The organism is Pseudonocardia sp. Ae717_Ps2 (genome assembly GCF_001932475.1).
Lineage (GTDB): Bacteria > Actinomycetota > Actinomycetes > Mycobacteriales > Pseudonocardiaceae > Pseudonocardia.
Window position 1 is genome coordinate 3,670,213 of sequence record NZ_MCIS01000001.1, and the last position, 18,624, is coordinate 3,688,836.

Sequence of the window (18,624 nt, forward strand, 5' to 3'; positions counted from 1 at the left end):
GGAGAGTCGAGCCTACGAGCGCGCCGCGTGGGTAGTCCGAGCAGCGGCGCGCCGCCGCCGTGTGCTCACCCCGCGGCCCGGGCCAGCTCGACGGCCCGCGCCAGGGTGGTGAGTCGTTCGTCGAGCGTCTCGCCGGCGGGGTAGAGCTGGACGGTGTCGACGCCGGCGGCGGCCCAGTCCCGCAGCCGCGCGCCGGTCCGCTCGTGGGTACCGACCAGCGTCGTCCCCAGCACCATCTCGTCGGTCACCAGGGCCGCGGCGCCGGCCCGGTCCCCGCGCTGCCAGGCGGCGCGGACGGCGTCGGCGCGCTCGCCCCAGCCCTGGCGCCGGTAGGCGTCGTAGTAGAAGTTCCGCTCGGCGGTGCCCATCCCGCCGAGGCTGAACGCGATGCCGGGACGGCGGGCGTCGACCATCGCCGCCTGCTCGGCCTCGTCGGCGGCGAAGGCGACCTCGGCGCCCTGGCAGACCTCGATCGCGGACCGGGCCCGCCCGGCCGCGCGCAGACCGGTGTCGAGGTGGGCGAGGTAGGCCTCGGCGCCCTCCGGGACGAAGCTCGTGCCCAGCCAGCCGTCGGCGACCCGCCCGGTGAGCTCCAACATCCGCGGGGACAGCGCCGCGACGAACACCGGCAGGTCCGGCACGGGCGTCGTCGACAGCCGCATCGGGCGGCCCTCGCCGCCGGGCAGCGGGATCGCGACGGTCTCGCCGTCGTAGTCGATGCGCTCCCCCGCGCAGGCGGCCCGGACCACCTCGATCGTCTCGCGCAGCCGGGTGAGCGGGCGCGCGAACGGCACCCCGTGCAGGCCCTCGATCACCTGCGGGCCGGACGCTCCGAGGCCGAGCAGGAACCGGCCCTGCGACATGTCGTGCAGGGTCAGCGCCGCCTGGGCGACCGCGACCGGCGAGCGGGTGCCGACCTGGATCACCCCGGAGCCGAGCCTGATCCGCTCGGTGCGGGCGGCCAGGTAGCCCAGCGCCGACGGCGCGTCCGACCCCCACGCCTCGGCGACCCAGCAGTCGTCGAGACCGAGCCGTTCGGCCTCGACGACGAACTCGACGGTCTCGCGCCAGTCGCCGCCGGAGGCCTCCACCGTCGTGGCGGTCCTCATCGGGCGTCCCGGACGAGCCCGACCGGGCCGTGCGCGGGCACGTCCCCGGCCGCGAGCACCGCCGACGCCATCGGCGCCAGCAGCGCGGCGAGCTCGGCGGTCCGGTCCGCGCCGAGGGCGGCCCACGGGCGGGCGGCGGCCCGGTCGGTGAGCCGTTCGATCTCGTCGTGCTCGTGCGCGCCCGCGGCGGTGAGCGCACCGGTGGCGTCGACCCAGCCGCGGGCACGCAGGTCCTGCGCACCGGCCGCCCAGGTCTCGGGGTCGAACCCGCGGGCGGTGCGCAGCCACTCGCCGTCGGTCTCCCCGGCGGCGATCTTGAGGTGGTGCGCGGCGACCGGGCCGATGCCCCGCGCGACCAGGACGGCGACGTGGCCGTCCCCGCGGTGCTCGCGCAGCGTCGTCGTCGCCTGCCAGAGGGTCTCGAGGTCGCCGTCGGGCCGGGGCAGTGCGGCGTTCGCGGCGGCGAGGACGCGGCCGTCGACGTCGACCTCCCCGGCGGCCGCCCAGGCCAGCTCCGCGGCCCGGCGCAGCGCGGCCGGGTCGGCGGCCGGGCCGGCACCGTCGAGACCGGACCGGCGCAGTGCGGCGGCGGCACCGGCGAGGCGGGCCGCGAGCGCCGCGGCCGGGGTGCCGAGCGACCAGACCGCGGGCAGTGCGCGGGCGACCATCGACCGGTGGAATCCGTGGAACGCGGCCGTCACGGGTGCCGCGCCCACCGGCCCCAGTGGCGCGGCACGCATCGCGAAGTAGCCACGCCAGAACCCGCGGAACCCGGCGGCCCCGGCGGCGGCCTGCGCCTCGGGGGCGAAGTAGACGACGTCGTGGACCGGCTCGAGCTCGGCCCAGAGCGCCCGGGTGGACGGCACCGCGCCGTCGGAGGTGGTCACCGGCGCAACGCTAGTACGGGGTGGCCGCACGCGGTCCCGGCGCGCGGCCACCCCGGTGGCTCTCCTGCTCGGCGGTCAGGAGAGGTGGTGCCGCTCCTGCAGCCCGTAGACGGGGGTGTCGATGCCCGCCGCCCGCGCCGTGAGCTGCAGCGCCAGGTACAGCGAGTAGAACCGGCTCTGGTGCAGGTTCCCGCCGTGGAACCACAGGTTCTGCTGCTGGGTGGGCTTCCACATGTTGCGCTGCTCGCCCTCCCAGGGACCGGGGTCCTTGGTCGTGTCCGAGCCCAGGCCCCACACCTTGCCCACCGTGTCCGCGACGTCCTGGCCGACGATGTCGGCGGCGAGGCCGTTCATCGACCGGTAGCCGGTCGCAAACACGACGAGGTCGGCGTCGAGCTCGGTGCCGTCGGCGAGCTTCACGCCCTTCTCGGTGAACTCCTGCATCTGGCCGCGGACCAGCTTCACCTTGCCGTCGGCGACGAGCTCGGCGGCACCCACGTCGATGTAGTAGCCCGAGCCACGGCGCAGGTACTTCATGAACAGACCGGAGTCGTCGTCGCCGAAGTCGAGGTCGAAGCCCGCCTTCTCCAGCTTGGCGTAGAACTCGGCGTCGATCTCGCGGACCTTGTCGTAGTTCGGCTTCTCGAACTGGTTCATGATGCGGTACGGCAACGACGCGAAGATCATGTCCGCGGTGTGGGTGTCGACGCCGTTCGCGACCGCTTCCTCGGAGTAGAGGCCCTTGAGGCAGTACTCCAGCAGCGACTCGGACCGGATGATGTGGGTCGAGGAGCGCTGCACCATCGTGACGTCGGCGCCGACCTCCCACAGCGACCCGCAGATGTCGAAGGCGGAGTTGTTCGAGCCGATGACCACGACCTTCTTGCCCCGGTAGGCGTCCGGGCCGGGGTGCTGGGACGAGTGCTGCACCTCGCCGCGGAACTGCTCCTGCCCGGGGAAGTCGGGGATGTTCGGCTTGCCGGAGACGCCGAGCGCGATCACGAGCTGGCGCGGGCGCAGGGTGATCTGCTCGCCCGCCCTGTCGACGACGACGCGCCAGCGACCGGACGCCTCGTCGAACTCGGCGCTGTTCGCGGTGGTGGAGCCCCAGTAGTTCAGCTCCATGATCCGCGTGTAGAACTCCAGCCAGTCGCCGATCTTGTCCTTCGGCGCGAACACCGGCCAGTTGTCCGGGAACTTCAGGTACGGCAGGTGGTCGTACCAGACCGGGTCGTGCAGGGCGAGGCTCTTGTAGCGCTTGCGCCAGGAGTCGCCGGGCCGCTCGTTGCGCTCGACGATGATCGTGTCGACACCGAGCTGGCGCAGCCGGGCGCCCAGCGCGATGCCGCCCTGCCCGCCGCCGATGATCACGACCTCGGGGTCGCGGGTGTGGCCCAGCTCGGCCAGCTCGGCGTCGCGGCGTTCCTTCCAGGTGACCCGGGCGGGGTTGGCGCCGTGTTCGGTGCCGAGCGGCCGGTTCTCCCCGCGGGGCTCCTCGTGGCCTTTCAGCTCGTCGAGGGTGGTGAGCAGGGTCCACGCCTTCCCGTCGACGATGCGGACGTGCCCGGAGCCGCGCCCGACGGCGGTCTCGAACGTGAACCACCCCTCGGTGACGCCGCCGGCCTCGGTCGGCTCGGCGGAGAGCGCCCAGTGCGACGGGTCGGTCGGGTCCAGGGTGTGGGTCAGCAGGTCACGGATGCCGTCGTGGTGCTCGACGGTCTTCAGGTTCCAGGTGAACGCGACCAGGTCGCGCCAGTAGCTCTCGTCGGCGAACAGCCCGACGGCGCGGTCGATGTCGCGGGCGGACAGGGCGTCGGCGAAGGCGGTGAGCCAGCCCTCCGCGGTCGTGCGTGCCGCCGTCTTCTCCTGCGTGGTCGTCACGGGCACCTCCAGCGAGCGGTTCGCCACGACCGTGGCGGCGCTCGCCGTCCAGCCGCGGTCGTCGGGGCAACGACCGGAGTGAACACCACCCGCGTGACCCACGACACCGGTTGCGGGGAGGTTGCAACCGCCGCGGCATGGGGGCTCGCCGCCCCCGGCCCGGCACACGCTCCCCGTGTGCCGGGCCGCCCCTCGCCTCAGACCTGGTCGGGCCGCGACGGGGTCCGCTCACCCGCCTCCACCGGCACGTCCAGGGTGTTCCCGGCCGGCGGCAGCGGGCAGGTGGCGTACGCGGTGAACGCGCAGGGCAGGTTCACCACCCGGTTCAGGTCGAGGCGCAGGGTCCCGTCCGGGGCGGGGTCGTCGGCGCGCAGGATGCGCCCGCCGCCGTAGGTGGTGTCCCCGGAGGTGGCGTCGCGGAAGTGCAGGGACAGGCCCCCGTCCTTGCCCGCCAGCGCCACCAGTCGCTGCGGGCGGCCCGCCCAGGTGAAGGCGACCTCGCCGACCGCGGTCGGGAAGTGCTGCAGGCCGGCGACGACGGCGTCCACGGTGACGGTGCGCGGCGCGTCGTAGGGGGTGAACACCGCGTCGACGACCGCGGCCGGGTCGTAACCCCAGGCCGGGACACCGGTGAAGGCGGTCCGGGTGACCGCCCTCGGGTCGCGCACGCGCAGCGCGTAGGAGTCGGTGCGCCGCGCGATCTCGACGACCCGCTCCCCCACGGTGACCATCACCCCGGGTGCGCCGTCCACCGGGTGCAGGTGCGCCGTGCCGTCGAGCGGCGCGTCGGTGCCGGGCAGGACGACGCCGTCGGCCGCCTCGGCGGTGACCGCGACCGCGTCCGGGCCGGCGACCCGCCAGGTGCCGGGCAGCCCCGGCAGCCCGCCCTCGCCGTCGTCGAGCCAGTGCAGGGCGGTCAGCGACAGCCAGCCGTGCGGCTCGGCCAGGGTCCGCTCGCGGTCGGCGCGCCAGGTGTCGTACGCGGCGCGCTCGGTGCTCTCGGTCGTCGCGGAGGTCCAGGTGCTCGTCATGTGGGGGCAACACCGGCTCCGGCCGTGGCTGTTCCCGCTCGGGGCCCGGCTCAGTGCACCCGGCGGCGCACCGACTCCGGGTCGGGACGGGTCAGCACGACCACCCCGGCCAGCGCGACCAGCACCCCGGCCAGCGCCGCGCCCTCCCAGCCCGGCCGGATCCGGTCGCCGAGCAGCGCGAGCCCGACGACGCCCGGCACCACGACCTCGGTCACCGACAGCACCGCCGTCGCCGGGCCGACGGCGCCGTCCTGCAGGGCACGGGCGAAGGCCAGCACCCCGAGCACACCCATCGCGACGACGCCGTACACCAGCGGGTCGAGCAGCAGGCTGCCCGCGGTCTCCCAGCGCAGGGGCCCGGGGTGGATGGCCCGCACGGCCAGCGCGGTACCGCCGAACCCGAGCCCGGCCAGCAGCGCCAGCAGCATCGGCCGGCCGGCACGCCACACCAACGGTGCGGCGGCGAGGATCAGCACGAACGACACCAGCAGGACCGGGGTGGCCACGGGGGGCAACGCGTCCGGACGGTCCGGCTCGGCGCTCGCGGCCACCACGACCAGGCCTGCGAGCACCGCCAGGACGGCCCACCGGTCGCGCCGGATCAGGTTCCACGGGTTCCAGCCGTGGTCGGCCAGCGTGGTCAGCGCGATGGCGCCGGCGAGGATCGACTGGACCGCGAAGACCGGCAGGTACCGCAGTGCGACCACGGTGAGCACCCAGGCCAGGATGTCGGCGAACAGCCCGGCCAGGAACCACGGCTGCAGCCACACCGGCCGCCCGTACTTCGCCAGCCGGCTCCCGCGGGCCTCCCAGAGGGCGGCGACGGTGTTGCCGGCCATGGCGGCCGCGGCCGCGAGCAGGGCGAGGAGTGTGGTCATGTCCCGGCCATCCTGCCTGCCGAGCCGGTGGCCCGCTCCGGACACGCCGATCCGTGGCCGTGGGTGTGGCCGGCCCGCCGGGCGTGCACACTCGGGCCATGCGCATGCGGTTCGGCCCGGACTCCGACGACGAGTTCCACGCGGCCGCCCAGGAACTGCTCGACGGGTTCGCGGCGTGGCTCACCGAGAACGAGGTGGACGCCGAGCCGATGTCGGCGGAGCTGTTGCTGCAGTACAAGTGGCTGGCGGCGGACGGTGACCTCGCGGACTGGCCCCTGGAGCACGTCGAGACCTTCCTCGACGGCTGGTGCCCGCACGTCGTGCTGGAGCACCGGCTGCCGGTGCGTCTGGTGCCCGCGAGCGTCGCGGCGTTCATCGAGCACCTCGACGAACGGGGGCTGCTCGCCCCGGGCGGGCCGCGGCCGTCGCAGGTGCGGCGGCTGTGCGGGGAGTACGTACAGGAGTACGAGGAGCTGGAGGCCGGAGCCGGGTCCCCGCTGCTGACCGAGCTGGGCGACGACCCGGACCCGGTGCGGATCCCCTCGCCCGCCGACCGGGCGGCGTCCGCGGCGCAGGCCCGGATCCTGCACGACGCCCGCGCGCTGGCCGCCTGGTGCGGCGACCGCGGCAGGCCGCTGACCGCGACCGGCAACCTGCGGCTGGCCGACGCGCGGGAGCTGGTGGACCTGCTCGGCACCGGTGACGAGCCGGACCGCTACGGCCGCCTCGACCGCTCCACCCGGCTGCGGACGCTCACCTGGGTGCTGGAGACCAGCGTGCGCGCGGGCGCGGTGCGCCGGGAGAAGGGCAGGCTGGTGGCCGTGCCACGGTTCGCCGGGCTCGACGACACCACGGCCCACGAGGACCTCGTGCTGGCCGCCCGCGACGTGGGGGCGCTCTCGACCGGCTGGCCGCGTGCCGTCGTCGACGACGGGACGGACCCCGACCGCCCGGCCGGCTCGTCGGCCCACCCGTCGCTGCCCGCACCGCTCGAGGACGTGGTCCTCGGGTTCGACGACGAGGCCCCGGTGCCGGGGGCCGGGATCGACGACGAGGCCCCGGTGCCGGGGGCCGGGATCGACGACGAGACGATCGAGGCGCTGCTCGGCGCCGGGGACGGCCCGCCCTCGGAGGACGCGACCCCGGCCCTGCTGTTCCTGCTGCGCCACGTCGAGGACGGCGTCGACCACGACGACCTGTGCCACGCCCTGGACGTGCTGCTCGACTGGACCGAGGAGCAGCCCGGCGACACCGGTGTCGCCGAGGGCCGGGCGCAGCTGCTGCTGGAGCAGCTGGAGCGGCTCGGCGTCGTCGCCTGGACCGGCTCGCGGACCGAGCCCGACGACCTGGTCGGCCAGGTGCGGGTCGGCGGGATCGTGCAGCTGACTCCCGGTGGGGTCGCCTGCGCGCTGCTGCTGCTCGCCGCCGAGGACCTGCACTACCCGACCCGCCCGGACCCGGCGGTCGCCTCGGCCGCGGAGATCGTCGAGCTGGCCGGGGAGGTCGCGCCGGACGAGTGGCGCCGCGACATCGACGCCTGGCACGCCGCGCAGCCCGACCCGGCCCGCGCGGTCGCGGACTTCGTGGCCGCCGCGCTCGCGCCGGGACAGTCGCTGCTGGTCGCGCTCACCGCGACCGGGGTGGCCGCGGACCGGTTCGGCGCCGACACCGTCGACACCCTGCTGCGCGAGCACCTCGACGGCCCGCACCGCGGGATGGTGGCCCGCCGGCTCGTCGCGCGCGGGGAGCTGGACCCCGACGCCGTCGAGCCGGAGCTCCTGCTGGTCGCCTCGGTCGACGTGCTGGCCGTCGCGCTGGACACCGTCGACGCCGAGGACTGGCCGGACGCGTTCGCCGCCGAGTTCCCGCCCGAGTCCCTCGACGTGTTCGACATGCTGTGGCAGCTCGACCATCCCCGGGTCGGCGACGTGCTCGCCGCGCTGGGCGAGCACCACCCCGACGCCGCGGTGGCGAAGGCCGCCCGGCGGGCCCGCGAGCGCTGGCGCAGCCGGACCGGGGGCGCCTGAGACACCACACCGAGCCCTCGCCGTCGGCCCGGCCGCATGCGAACATGTGTTCGTGCGCGGCCTGGCCACCATCCTGCATGCCGACCTGGACTCGTTCTACGCGTCGGTCGAGCAGCGCGACGACCCGCGGCTGCGCGGGCGACCGGTGATCGTGGGCGGCGGTGTCGTGCTGGCGGCCAGCTACCAGGCGAAGGCCTACGGCGTGCGGACCGCGATGAACGGGCGCCAGGCGCGGGCACTGTGCCCGCAGGCGGTCGTCGTGCCGCCGCGGATGGCGGCCTACTCCGAGGCGAGCCGCGCGGTGTTCGCGCTGTTCCGCGACACGACCCCGGAGGTCGAGGGGCTGTCCATCGACGAGGCGTTCCTGGAGGTCGGCGGGCTGTTGAGGATCGCGGGGACCCCCCGGGAGATCGCGACGCGGCTGCGCGAGCGGGTGGCCGGGGAGGCGGGTCTGCCGATCAGCGTCGGCGTGGCCCGCACGAAGTTCCTCGCGAAGGTGGCCAGCGGGGCGTCGAAGCCCGACGGGTTGCTGGTCGTCGACCCCGACCGGGAACGGGAGTTCCTGCACCCGCTGCCGGTGCGCAGCCTGTGGGGCGTCGGCGCGGTGACCGCGGCCCGGCTCCACGAGGTCGGGGTCCGGACCGTCGCCGACGTCGCGTCGCTGGGCGAGGCGGCGCTGGTCTCCTACCTGGGACCCGCCGCGGGCCGCCACCTGCACGCCCTGGCCCACCTGCAGGACCCCCGGCCGGTGGACACCCACCGGACCCGCCGGTCGATCGGGTCGCAGCGGGCCCTGGGCCGGCGCCCGCGCACCGACGCCGAGCTCGACGGCATCCTGGCCTCGACCGTCGACCGGCTGGCCCGGCGACTTCGCGCCCCCCGCGGCTCCGACCGCGACGAGCAGGACGGGACCCCGGACCCGTTCGACGCCGCCGGGCCGGGCGACGACCCGGACGATCCGGCGGGCACCGGCGCGATCGGCACCCCCGCCGGCGGCCGGGTCTGCCGCACCGTCGTGCTGAGGGTGCGGTTCGGCGACTACGCCCGCATCACGCGCTCGCACACCCTGCCGGTCGCCACTGCCCACACTCCGACGATCCTGTCCGCGGCACGACGACTGCTCGTCGACGCGCTGCCCGAGATCCACCGCCGCGGGATCACCCTGCTCGGCCTGTCGCTGACCAACCTCGACCGCGACGACGCCCTGCAGCTGGAGCTGCCGCTCGACGCGCACGCCGGACCCGCCCTGGACACCGCGCTCGACGCCGTCCGGAGCCGGTTCGGATCGGCCTCGGTCGGCCGCGCCAGCCGCCTCGGCCACGACGAGGGCCTGCAGGTGCCGCTCCTGCCCGAGCACGAATGACCGTCAACTCAATGTTGACGGATCGCCTGCGTCAACTTACAGTTGACGCATGGGAACTCCGACGCCTCCGGGCACCACCGTCCGTCTCGACGACCTCATCCGAGCCATCACCGCCATCCACCAGGACCCCCTGGAGCAGCTGTCCGACGCAGTACTCGCCGGCGACCACCTCGGTGAGGTGGCCGACCACCTGATCGGCCACTTCGTGGACCAGGCGCGCCGTTCCGGCGCCTCCTGGACCGAGATCGGCCGCAGCATGGGGGTGTCCAAGCAGGCCGCGCAGAAGCGGTTCGTGCCGCGTGCCGACCCCAGGACCGACATGGCGGGCGGCTTCGAGCGCTTCACCCCGCGGGCGCGGGCCGTCGTCGTCGCCGCCCAGGAGGCGGCCCGTGCGGCCGGCAACGACCGGATCACGCCGGAGCACCTGCTCCTCGGCGTGCTCTCCGAGACCCGTGGGCTCGCGGTGCTGCTGCTGACCGGGCTCGGCACCGACACCGCGGCGCTGGGCGAGGCCGCCACCGCAGCGCTGCCCGCCCCCGCGGACACCCTCCCCGCCCTCATCCCGTTCGACCCGGACACGAAGAAGACCCTGGAGCTGACGTTCCGCCACGCGCTGCGGCTGGGACACAACTACGTCGGCACCGAGCACGTCCTGCTCGCGCTGCTGGAGACCGAGGACGGCGACGGCGTCCTGTCCGCGGCCGGTGTCGAAGCCGCCCGCGTCGAGGAGTCCCTGGCCCAGGCACTCGCCGCGATGGAGGACCCCGAGACACCGTGACTCCTCGGCAGTTCGTCCGCCGCCACGCCCCGCGGACCTGACCGGTCAGGACGCCAGCTCGATGCTCCCCCGCACCGACTCCGGTGCCCCGTCCGATCCCGCGGCGACGACGATGCGGTCCCCGTCCGGGGTCCCGCCGACCCAGACGTCCGCGCCGGCGAAGGCCGGTGCGGTGAGGCGGTACTCGAAGCCGCGGACGAACGCCGTCGGGCGGTGGCGTCGCGCGATCTCCAGGCCGAGCAGCGCGAACAGCGGGCCGTGCACGACCAGCCCGGGATAGCCCTCCACCTCGGTGACGTAGGGCAGGTCGTAGTGGATGCGGTGGGTGTTGTAGGTCAGCGCCGACATGCGGAACAGGAGCTCCGGGCCGGTCGGCACGGTGAATCCCCACTCGTGCTCCGGACGCGGCGCCGGGTCCGGGGCGGTGATCCCGCGCCCGGTGCCCGCGGGCTGCGAGCGGTAGACGATGTCCTGCTCCTCGACGCAGAGGAGCGTGTCACCGCGGTGGAACTCCGCGCGGGTGGTCACGAAGGCCATCTGCCCGCTGCGGCCCTGCTTCACGCGGACCGGGCCGAGCTCCTGGCGGCGGGTCACCGGTTCACCGACCCGCCACGGCGCGTGCCAGGTCAGGCGGCCGCCGGCGACCATGCGTCGCCGGTCCGGGATCGGCGGCAGGAAGCGACCCTCGCCGGGGTGCCCGTCGTCGCCGAGCGCGGACGTCGGCGGGGTGTCGAGGAAGGCGAACCAGTGCCACAGCGGCGGGAGCGGGTCGCCCTCGGCGGCGACCGGGTCGAGGTCCAGCAGGCCGGAGAACGCGGCGACCGACCACGCGGACACCGCGTCGGTGCCGACGAGCGGCTCCGGCGCCCAGCCCTCGACCGCCGCGGCCAGGTCCACGGCCCCGTCCGGCGACCCGGCGGCCGGCCCGGTCACGAGGCCACCTCGTAGCGGGTGTGCTGCAGGATCGTCCACGCGACCAGGGCCGGGTTGTCGACCATCGGCACGTGCCCGACCCCCGGCAGCACGACGAACTCCGCGCCGGGCACGGCGTCCATCATGGGGCGCCCGTAACGGCTGTAGGGGATCGTGCGGTCCGAGCCCGACCACGCGATCCGGACCGGGCAGGGCAGCTCCTCGAACGGTGCCATCGCGTTGTCCATCCGCGCGGCGGACAGCAGCGGGTCGAGCACCGTGCAGCCGAGGAAGTCCGCGAACAGCTCGGCGACCTCCTCGGGGGTGAAGCGGTCGGTGCGCTCGGACAGCGCGCGCAGCATCAGCCGGCGGATCAGACCGCACGAGGCGAGCGCCCGGACCGGCGCCCACCCGGCGAGCATCGCGCCGATCCGGAAGCTCGCGAGCAACCGGTACAGGTCGGCGGGCATCTCCCAGGTCCCGGCCGGGGACAGCGCCACGACCGACCGGGCGCGCCCGCGGCGGGCCAGCTCCAGCGCGACCCAGCCGCCGAGGGAGTTCCCCACGACGTGCGGGCGCTCGGGCACGCCGAGCCCGTCGAGCTGGTCGAGCAGCGCGTCGACCAGCAGGTCGATGCTGAACTCGCCCTCGGGCATCGGGGGGCCGTTCAGGTGGCCGGGCATGGTGACCGCCCAGACCTCGTGGTGCTCCTCGAGCATCGCCAGCACCGGCTTCCAGGCCCGCCACGACGACGTCACCCCGTGCAGCAGCAGCAACGGCTCGCCGGACCCGCCGACGTGGACGGCGCTCACGCCACCACCACCGGCTCGGCCGACCCCGGGTGCAGGGCGAGGACCTCGGAGAACCCCTCGGCCAGGCAGCGCGCGAACGTGTCGCGGTCGGTGATGGCGGCGGCGTCGATGTTCGCCCCGACGCAGCAGAGCTCGCCGTGCGTGACGACGGTGATCATCGCCGCGCAGCCGGGCAGCGGCGCGAACGGGTAGACCCGATCGATCCGTGCCCCGCACAGGAACGCCTCCGCCCGCAGGCCCGGCACGTTCGAGGCCTGCAGGTCGTTGCCCTGGGTCGACCCGCCCGCCACCAGCGTCAGCAGCGGTCCGGGCAGCCGGGCCAGCAGCGGGGCGACGACGTCCGGGCTCTCCAGCGCGGGCTCCTCGTGGGCCGCACGCATCTGCTCACCGACCGCCCGCAGCCGGGCGGCCGGGTCGGCGATGCCCATCGGGCCGCGCAGCCGGGCCGGCGCCCACCGGTTGCCGCCGTCGGCGTCCCCGGGTCGGCGCACCGACACCGGAACCGAGGTGCGCAGGACGGCGTCGCCGGGGACCGGGTGGCCCATCTCCTCGTGGTAGCGGCGGAAGGCGCCGAGCAGCGAGGCCACGTAGGCGTCGTTGAACGAGCCGCCGACCGTCTTCGCGGCCGCCCGCAGGTCGGGGAAGGAGACGTCGAGCGCGACGAACCGCCACGACGTCCCGCGCGGGCGCAGCAGCTCCGACCCGGTGCCCGGCGGCGGCGACAGCACCCGCAGCGCGGACTCCAGGTAGCGCGCGCTGTCGCGGGCCGCGGAGAGCGGGTGGGTCAGCGCGCCGACGACGTCGCGCGCGGCGCGCACCGTCGCCGGGACGATGCCGGCCTCACGGCGCACCAGCCGGTCGACCTCGGCCAGCGGGTCGGGCGTCTCGGTGGCGGGTGCGGGGGGCTGCGGCTTCTCCTCGTCGTGCTCCCGCTTGCGGCTGTGCAGCTGCGACAGCAGCTGGACCACACCCATCCCGTCGGTGAGCACGTGGTGCAGCTTCAGCAGGAACGCGGCGCGACCGCCCGGGAGACCTTCGACGAGGGTCGCTTCCCACAGCGGCCGCTCCCGGTCGAACGGCGTCATCATGAACTGCTCGGCGATCGAGGACAGCTCCGGCCAGAAGTCGGGTCCCGCGCCGGGGATGCGCACCCGGCGCAGGTGGTAGTGCAGGTCGAACTCGACGTCGTGGATCCAGTAGGGCGTGCCCAGCCCGCCGAGCGGCTCGCGGATCCGCTCGCGGAAGCGCGGCACCATCCGCGTCGCCCAGTCGACGGCGGCCACGAGCCGGTCCCAGTCCGGCCGGATGTCGAGCAGCTCGACCGCGAGGACCGGCGAGCGGAACCGGGGGTCGTCGGCCTCCGCACGCCACATCATCGTCTCGAACGACGAGATCTCGCGGACCGAACCCCACGCCAGCGGAGTGTCACTCATGCCGGGTCCTCCTGGGTGCGTCCGTCCTGCGCGATCCGCCGCTCGGGCCAGGCCGCGAGCGTGTCGAGGAACTGGTCGCGGACCTGGTCGGCGTACTTCCCGACGTCCTCCGGCACCCACGACGAGGTGTCCACCGGCGGGAGCACCGCGACCTGCACGGTGCCACCGCGCATCGTCTGTGCACCCCGCCACATGATCTCGCCGGCATTGCGGATGACCACCGGGACGATCGGGACACCGGCCTGGATCGCGATGTGGAACGCGCCCTTCTTGAACGGGCCGAGCCGCGGCGTCGCCGAGCGCGTCCCCTCCGGCGCGATGGCCAGCGAGACCCCTTCGTCGCGGAGCTTCTCCACGGCGGGGCGCAGCGCCTCGCGGGCGGCGGTGGAGTTGCCGCGGTCGACGAACGCGACGTCGGCCGCCCAGAACAGCTGGCCCCACACCGGGATCTGTGCGGCCTCCTTCTTCGCGACGCCGGTGAAGTTCTCGCGGAGGAGCTTCATCATCAGCGGCACGTCGAACTTGGACTGGTGGTTGAACACGAACACGCACGGGCGCGCCGAGTGCAGGTGCTCCGCGCCGCTGACCTCGACGTCGATACCGGCCAGCCCGAACGCGACGTCGGACCCCACCCCGGCGGCCATGTCCACGAAGCGTCGCCGCGAGCCGTGCAGCAGACCCGCGCCTGCCGCGGTCGCGAGACCACCCAGCAGGCCGCCGTAGAACACCGCGGTCCGCGCGAGGTCGGCGACGCTCGGGAACAGCCCGCCCCGCGGTGCGCAGTCGAGCACCGGCCAGCCCCGCTCCACCGCGAGCCGGCGCAGCGAGTCGGTCGGCGAGACGGCCACCGCGTGCCCGACGGCGGAGAGGAACTCCGCGTCCTCGGTGCCGTTGGCGTAGCCGAAGCAGTCCGCGAGGTCGACGCCGTGCGCCGCGGCGTCGGCCCGCACCGCGTCGGCCTTGCCGGTCCCCCACAGCGAGGTCCCGGCGACGCGGCCGGTCAGCACGCCGTCGCGCACCTCCAGCTCGGTGCACAGTGCGCGGTCCGCGCCCAGCTCCTCGGCCATCGGCTGCACCTGGAACCGGGTCGCCGAGGACGCCATCACGACCTGGTGGCCCTGCTCCCGGTGCGCGGCGACGAGCTCCCACACCTCCGGGTGCAGCGCGGCCGCGATCTCGTCGCGGAACAGGGTCCGGCCCAGCGCGAGCAGCTCGTCCTCGCTACGGCCCTTCCAGGTCGCGAGGGTGATCGCGAGGAACTCCTTGAAGTCGTCGTCGGTGCGGATTCCACGCATGCCCGAGAGCACCGTTCGCACCATCTCGACCGGGCCGACGTCGAACTCACGCAGCCGTCGGCGGTAGAACGCGCCCGCCGAGTAGCCGTCGATGACGGTGCCGTCGTAGTCGAAGTAGGCGATCGTGCCCGGTCCGGGCTCGGCCTCCTGGATGGCCCGGATCCTGGCCCGGGTGTCCCCGTCCCGCGCACCGTCAGCTGGCGACACCCGAGTCCCCTTCCGCACGCTGTTGCGCCCCGGCCGGCGGGACGACGGCGCCCGCGGCGGCGGAGGCCGCGACCGTCGTCGTCTCGCCGGAACCGAGGACCACCTCGAGGCGGGCGCGCTGCAGCTCGCCCAGCCGTCCCAGATCGTGGATGACCGCGGTGACCTCCGTCAGCCAGGCGGCGCGCCGGTCGGCCAGCGGCGCACCGGCCGCGCCGGACTCCGGCTCGGCGAGCAGGTCGCGGTTGTCGGCCTGGCGCACGGCGGTGGCGTACAGCTCACGCGACACCGAGTCGGCGCGGTCGACCCGCTGCTGGAGCAGCATCTGGCGGCCGACGCCCAGGCAGTCCTCCAGGAACTCCTTCTCGTCGGTCATCGGCTCCTCGCCGAGCGCGACGAGCCGGTCCGCGACGACGAGCTGGGCGTCGAAGAACGAGCGCAGCACACCCGGCGCGACCAGCAGCGGCGCCTGCCGCAGCGCACCGCGGACGTCGGCCGGGTCCGCCGCGCGGGTCCGCCACTGCGGGTCGACGAGGTCGAGCTCGCCGATGATCTCGGCGCGGAACTCGCGGCGGGTGGAGAAGAAGAACTCGAACTTCAGCAGGTCCCGGAGCCGGGCCAGCTCCCGCCATGCGACCTCGACGATGTCCTCGTCCGGGTCGGCGTCGCCCACCCGCAGCAGCGCGATCTCCAGCATGGCCCGGTTGAGCAGGTGGTGCAGCGCGCCGTTGCGGTAGAAGGCGGCCACGTGGTGGCGGCCGGTGCTGATGGCGAAGACGGGCTCGGTGCCGCCGTCGTAGATCGTGACGACACCGGCCTCGGCGAGCCGGTCGAGGGTCATCCGCAGGCCGTGCCGGGTCCGCAGCTCGGCGATCGGCACCGGGATGCCGCGGGCCTCCAGGTAGTCCGCCAACGGCGCGACGACCTCCCGGACCTGCTGCAGGGTCAGTGCCCGGTCCTGCGCCCAGAGCAGCGCGAAGGTCGCCAGCGAGGTCGCGGTGGCCGGGGTGACCCGGTTGATGCCGGCGCACACCCGGAACGCGACCTTCTCCAGCTGGGCCCGGCCCGGCCCGGCGTCGGCCAGCGCCTGGCGCAGCGCGAACGGCTCGGCGAAGCGCACCCGGGCGGTGCCGATGTGGCGGCGCTGGTCCCGGAAGTAGCCGAGCAGCCAGCCCAGGCCCTCGGCCTTCTTCGCCGCCCCACGCTGCTCGGCGGCCATCGCACCGACCTCGTGCAGCTGGTCGTAGACGATCGACACCGGCACCAGGATCGCGTCGAGCTCGGGGCGCTCCTCCAGCGCGGACACCAGGTACCGCAGCAGCCCGATGCGGGGCTTGCGCAGCTTGCCGGTGCGGCTGCGGCCGCCCTCGATGTACCACTCCAGGTTGAAGCGCTTCGCGAGCAGATGCCCCAGGTACTCCTGGATCGCGGCCTTGTAGATCGTGTCCCCGCCGAAGGTGCGCCGGATGAACACGATCCCGGCCCGGCGGCCCAGCGCCCCCATCGGCCAGAACGACAGGTTGTTGCCGCCGAGCACGTGGTTGCGCGGGAAGTCGCGGTCGTGCAGCACCTCGGCGAACAGCAGCGGGTCGGCGTAGGACCGGTGGCTGGGCAGGAAGACCAGTGCGTGCTCCTTGTTGAGCTCCCGCAGCCGCTCCAGCCCGGACTCGTCGACCTGCACGTCCCAGGCCTTGGAGTGCATCGGGCCCATCATCGCCCGGAACACGTCGATCGCCGGCGGGCTCTGCACCGCGGCCATCTCGTGCAGGCAGGACTCCAGGCGCTGCTCGACCTCGGCGGCCGGGGTGCCCGTCTGCCGGGCGAGCCGGTCGACCAGCGCCGCGAACCGCGACGAGGAGGTGATCTGCTCGACCATCCGGCGCGGCACCTTGTAGCGGTCGCCGAGGATCCGCCGCTCCGCCCGGTCGCAGGCCAGCACGGCCTGGCGGGCGACGAAGCGGGTGAAGCCGTTGCTGCCGGGCCGCCCGCTCTCCTGGGCGACGAACCGCGACACCAGGTCGGCGACGGTCGCGGCCTCCCCCACGACGACCCGCGCCGCGTCCGGGCGGTGCCGGGCCATCGAGGGGTGCAGCGGCGACCAGGCCATCCGCATGACGGCCGAGGTCGCGAGGCCGGTGAGCTTGCCGACCGCGCCGCTGTCCTCCGGCTCGGGGGTCACCCAGGCCACGCGGGCGGGGACGATCACGGTGTCGTCGCCGTGCAGGGCCTCCCCCAGGGCGGAGGGCACCTCGCCGTTCGGCCCGATCCCGACGACCCTCGCGCCCGGGTGGTGCTCCTCGGCCCAGCGCCGCAGGATGCCGCGCTCGGTGTGCGACCGGGCCTGGGTCACGACGACCTCGCGTCCGCCGGTGAGGTCGTCGGTCGTCATGGAGCCCCCCGTCGCATGCCCCGCCGCGGTGCGGCGCCTGCGCGTTCAACCTAGTTACCCGCCGGTTGGTCAACAACCCGACGCGGCGGGTCCCTACGAACTCATACGACCTCCGCCGCCTCGGTGAGCACGTGCCGCAGGATCTGCTCCATCTCGTCGAACTCGGCCTGGCCGGCGATCAGCGGCGGTGCCAGCTGGATCACGACGTCCCCGCGGTCGTCGGGCCGGCAGTACAGGCCCGCCTCGAACAGCGCACCGGGGAGGAAGCCGCGCACCAGCCGCTCCCGCTCCTGCGGGCCGAAGGTCTCCCGGGTCTCCCGGTCGCGCACGAGCTCGATCGCCCAGAAGTAGCCGTCGCCGCGGACGTCACCGACGATCGGCAGGTCGCGGAGCCGGCCGAGGGTCGCGCCGAACGCGTCGGCGTGGGACGCGACGTTGCCGTAGAGGTCCTCGCGCTCCATGAGGTCGAGGTTCGCGAGCGCGACGGCGGCGGAGACCGGGTGCCCGCCCCAGGTGTAGCCGTGCGGGAACGTCACGCCGGGGGCGAGGAACGGCTCGATCACCTTCTCCGAGGCGATCATCGCGCCCAGCGGCCCGTAGCCCGAGGTCATGCCCTTCGCGCAGGTGATGATGTCCGGGGTGAACCCGAACTTCGCGCTGGCGAACGGGACGCCGTGGCGGCCGAAGCCGGTGATCACCTCGTCGGCGACGAGGAGCACGTCGTGCCGGTCGCAGATCTCGCGGACCCGGGCGAAGTACGACGGCGGCGCGGTCAGGCAGCCGCCGGAGTTCTGCACCGGCTCCAGCACGACCGCGGCGACGGTGTCGGCGCCCTCGAACGCGATGGCCTCCTCGATCCGGTCGGCGGCCCAGCGGCCCAGCGCCTCGGCGTCGCCGTCGAACTCGGGGTGGCGGTAGAGGTTGGTGTTGGGCACGCGGAACCCGCCGGGGGCCAGCGGCTCGAAGTCCTTCTTCATCGCAGGCAGCCCGGTCACGGCCATCGCCCCGTGCGTGGTGCCGTGGTAGGCCGTCGCCCGGGAGATCACCTTGTGCTTGAGCGGGCGGCCGCGGAGCTTGAAGTACTGCTTGGCCACCTTCCAGGCGCTCTCGACGGCCTCGCCGCCGCCGGAGGTGAAGAAGACCCGGTTCAGGTCGCCGGGGGCGAGATGGGCCAGCCGCTCGGCGAGCTCGGCCGCGGGTGGGGTCGTGTAGCCCCAGACCGGGAAGAACGCCAGCTCCGACGCCTGCCGGGCGGCGACCTCGGCCAGCTCGCGCCGCCCGTGCCCGGCCTGGACGACGAACAGGCCGGCGAGGCCGTCGAGGATCCGGCGTCCGCGGTCGTCCCACAGGTGCACGCCCTCGCCACGGGTGATGACCGGGATCGGGTTCGCGCCGTCGCGGCCGTGCATCCGGGCGAAGTGCATCCAGAGGTGCCGGCCCGCCGCGTCGGCGTGCGGCGAGAGGGCGGGCGCGTCCGGGGTGGCACCGGCCTCGGTCCGGGTCGGGTTCTCGACGGCGGTCACGTGGGGCTCCCTCGGTAGCGGCGTGGACACCTCCGATCGTCGGCGCCGCGAGGGCTCCGGTCAGGGATACGATCCGTATCGTCCCGAGCCTTCCGGCGAACG

Annotated in this window: 14 protein-coding genes; 3 read left to right on the top strand and 11 right to left on the bottom strand. The window is 74.7% G+C overall.

From position 1 onward, the window contains the following. Positions 1–65: 65 nt before the first annotated feature. From Ae717Ps2_RS16775 to Ae717Ps2_RS16795, 5 genes are all read right to left on the bottom strand, one after another. Entirely contained in the window at positions 66–1,109 is a 1,044-nt protein-coding gene (locus Ae717Ps2_RS16775; protein ID WP_075333585.1) for an LLM class flavin-dependent oxidoreductase, read from the bottom strand. Then, complete coding sequence (locus Ae717Ps2_RS16780) at positions 1,106–1,996, bottom strand: hypothetical protein (RefSeq protein WP_233147594.1); 891 nt, start codon at positions 1,994–1,996, stop codon at positions 1,106–1,108. The genes Ae717Ps2_RS16775 and Ae717Ps2_RS16780 overlap by 4 nt, the downstream gene beginning before the upstream one ends. 75 nt (positions 1,997–2,071) lie before the next feature. Then, on the bottom strand, positions 2,072–3,877 hold the full coding sequence (locus Ae717Ps2_RS16785; RefSeq protein WP_139318763.1) for an NAD(P)/FAD-dependent oxidoreductase: 1,806 nt from the start codon (positions 3,875–3,877) through the stop codon (positions 2,072–2,074). Positions 3,878–4,074: 197 nt separating this feature from the next. Continuing rightward, the gene (locus Ae717Ps2_RS16790) at positions 4,075–4,908 is read right to left on the bottom strand and encodes a DUF1684 domain-containing protein (protein ID WP_075307203.1); all 834 of its coding nucleotides are present in this window, start codon (positions 4,906–4,908) and stop codon (positions 4,075–4,077) included. 50 nt (positions 4,909–4,958) lie between these two features. Continuing rightward, complete coding sequence (locus Ae717Ps2_RS16795; protein WP_075333586.1) at positions 4,959–5,786, bottom strand: hypothetical protein; 828 nt, start codon at positions 5,784–5,786, stop codon at positions 4,959–4,961. Between the two features lie 98 nt (positions 5,787–5,884). Here Ae717Ps2_RS16795 and Ae717Ps2_RS36175 point away from each other — a divergent pair, with 98 nt between their 5' ends. Genes Ae717Ps2_RS36175 through Ae717Ps2_RS16810 form a run of 3 tightly spaced genes read left to right on the top strand, consistent with a single transcriptional unit; the run spans position 5,885 to position 9,954 of the window. Beyond that, entirely contained in the window at positions 5,885–7,813 is a 1,929-nt protein-coding gene (locus Ae717Ps2_RS36175; RefSeq protein WP_143510397.1) for a hypothetical protein, read from the top strand. A 46-nt stretch (positions 7,814–7,859) separates the two neighbouring features. Next, positions 7,860–9,176, top strand: a complete 1,317-nt coding sequence (gene dinB, locus Ae717Ps2_RS35265) for a DNA polymerase IV (protein ID WP_075553741.1) — start codon at positions 7,860–7,862, stop codon at positions 9,174–9,176. A gap of 49 nt (positions 9,177–9,225) precedes the next feature. After that, complete coding sequence (locus tag Ae717Ps2_RS16810) at positions 9,226–9,954, top strand: Clp protease N-terminal domain-containing protein (protein ID WP_075333588.1); 729 nt, start codon at positions 9,226–9,228, stop codon at positions 9,952–9,954. Positions 9,955–9,999: 45 nt separating this feature from the next. On the opposite strand, the gene Ae717Ps2_RS16815 is transcribed toward Ae717Ps2_RS16810, so the two are convergent. The 6 genes from Ae717Ps2_RS16815 to Ae717Ps2_RS16840 all read right to left on the bottom strand — a co-directional run bounded on the left by Ae717Ps2_RS16815 (position 10,000) and on the right by Ae717Ps2_RS16840 (position 18,522). Beyond that, the gene (locus Ae717Ps2_RS16815; RefSeq protein ID WP_083695774.1) at positions 10,000–10,887 is read right to left on the bottom strand and encodes a MaoC family dehydratase N-terminal domain-containing protein; all 888 of its coding nucleotides are present in this window, start codon (positions 10,885–10,887) and stop codon (positions 10,000–10,002) included. Next, positions 10,884–11,678 carry an alpha/beta fold hydrolase gene (locus Ae717Ps2_RS16820; protein WP_075307211.1) on the bottom strand — a complete coding sequence of 265 codons (795 nt, stop codon included), beginning with the start codon at positions 11,676–11,678 and terminating at the stop codon, positions 10,884–10,886. The genes Ae717Ps2_RS16815 and Ae717Ps2_RS16820 overlap by 4 nt, the downstream gene beginning before the upstream one ends. Then, entirely contained in the window at positions 11,675–13,111 is a 1,437-nt protein-coding gene (locus Ae717Ps2_RS16825; protein ID WP_075307213.1) for a wax ester/triacylglycerol synthase domain-containing protein, read from the bottom strand. Before Ae717Ps2_RS16825 ends, Ae717Ps2_RS16820 begins: the two co-directional genes overlap by 4 nt. Further along, positions 13,108–14,613 (bottom strand): HAD-IB family hydrolase, encoded by a 1,506-nt coding sequence (locus Ae717Ps2_RS16830; RefSeq protein WP_075307216.1) that lies wholly within the window; start codon positions 14,611–14,613, stop codon positions 13,108–13,110. Before Ae717Ps2_RS16830 ends, Ae717Ps2_RS16825 begins: the two co-directional genes overlap by 4 nt. Then, positions 14,600–16,999: a glycerol-3-phosphate 1-O-acyltransferase gene (locus Ae717Ps2_RS16835; RefSeq protein ID WP_020628117.1), complete on the bottom strand. Its 2,400-nt coding sequence runs from the start codon at positions 16,997–16,999 to the stop codon at positions 14,600–14,602. Before Ae717Ps2_RS16835 ends, Ae717Ps2_RS16830 begins: the two co-directional genes overlap by 14 nt. Before the next feature lie 101 nt (positions 17,000–17,100). Continuing rightward, the gene (locus Ae717Ps2_RS16840) at positions 17,101–18,522 is read right to left on the bottom strand and encodes an aspartate aminotransferase family protein (RefSeq protein ID WP_075333589.1); all 1,422 of its coding nucleotides are present in this window, start codon (positions 18,520–18,522) and stop codon (positions 17,101–17,103) included. Between the last annotated feature and the right edge of the window lie 102 nt (positions 18,523–18,624).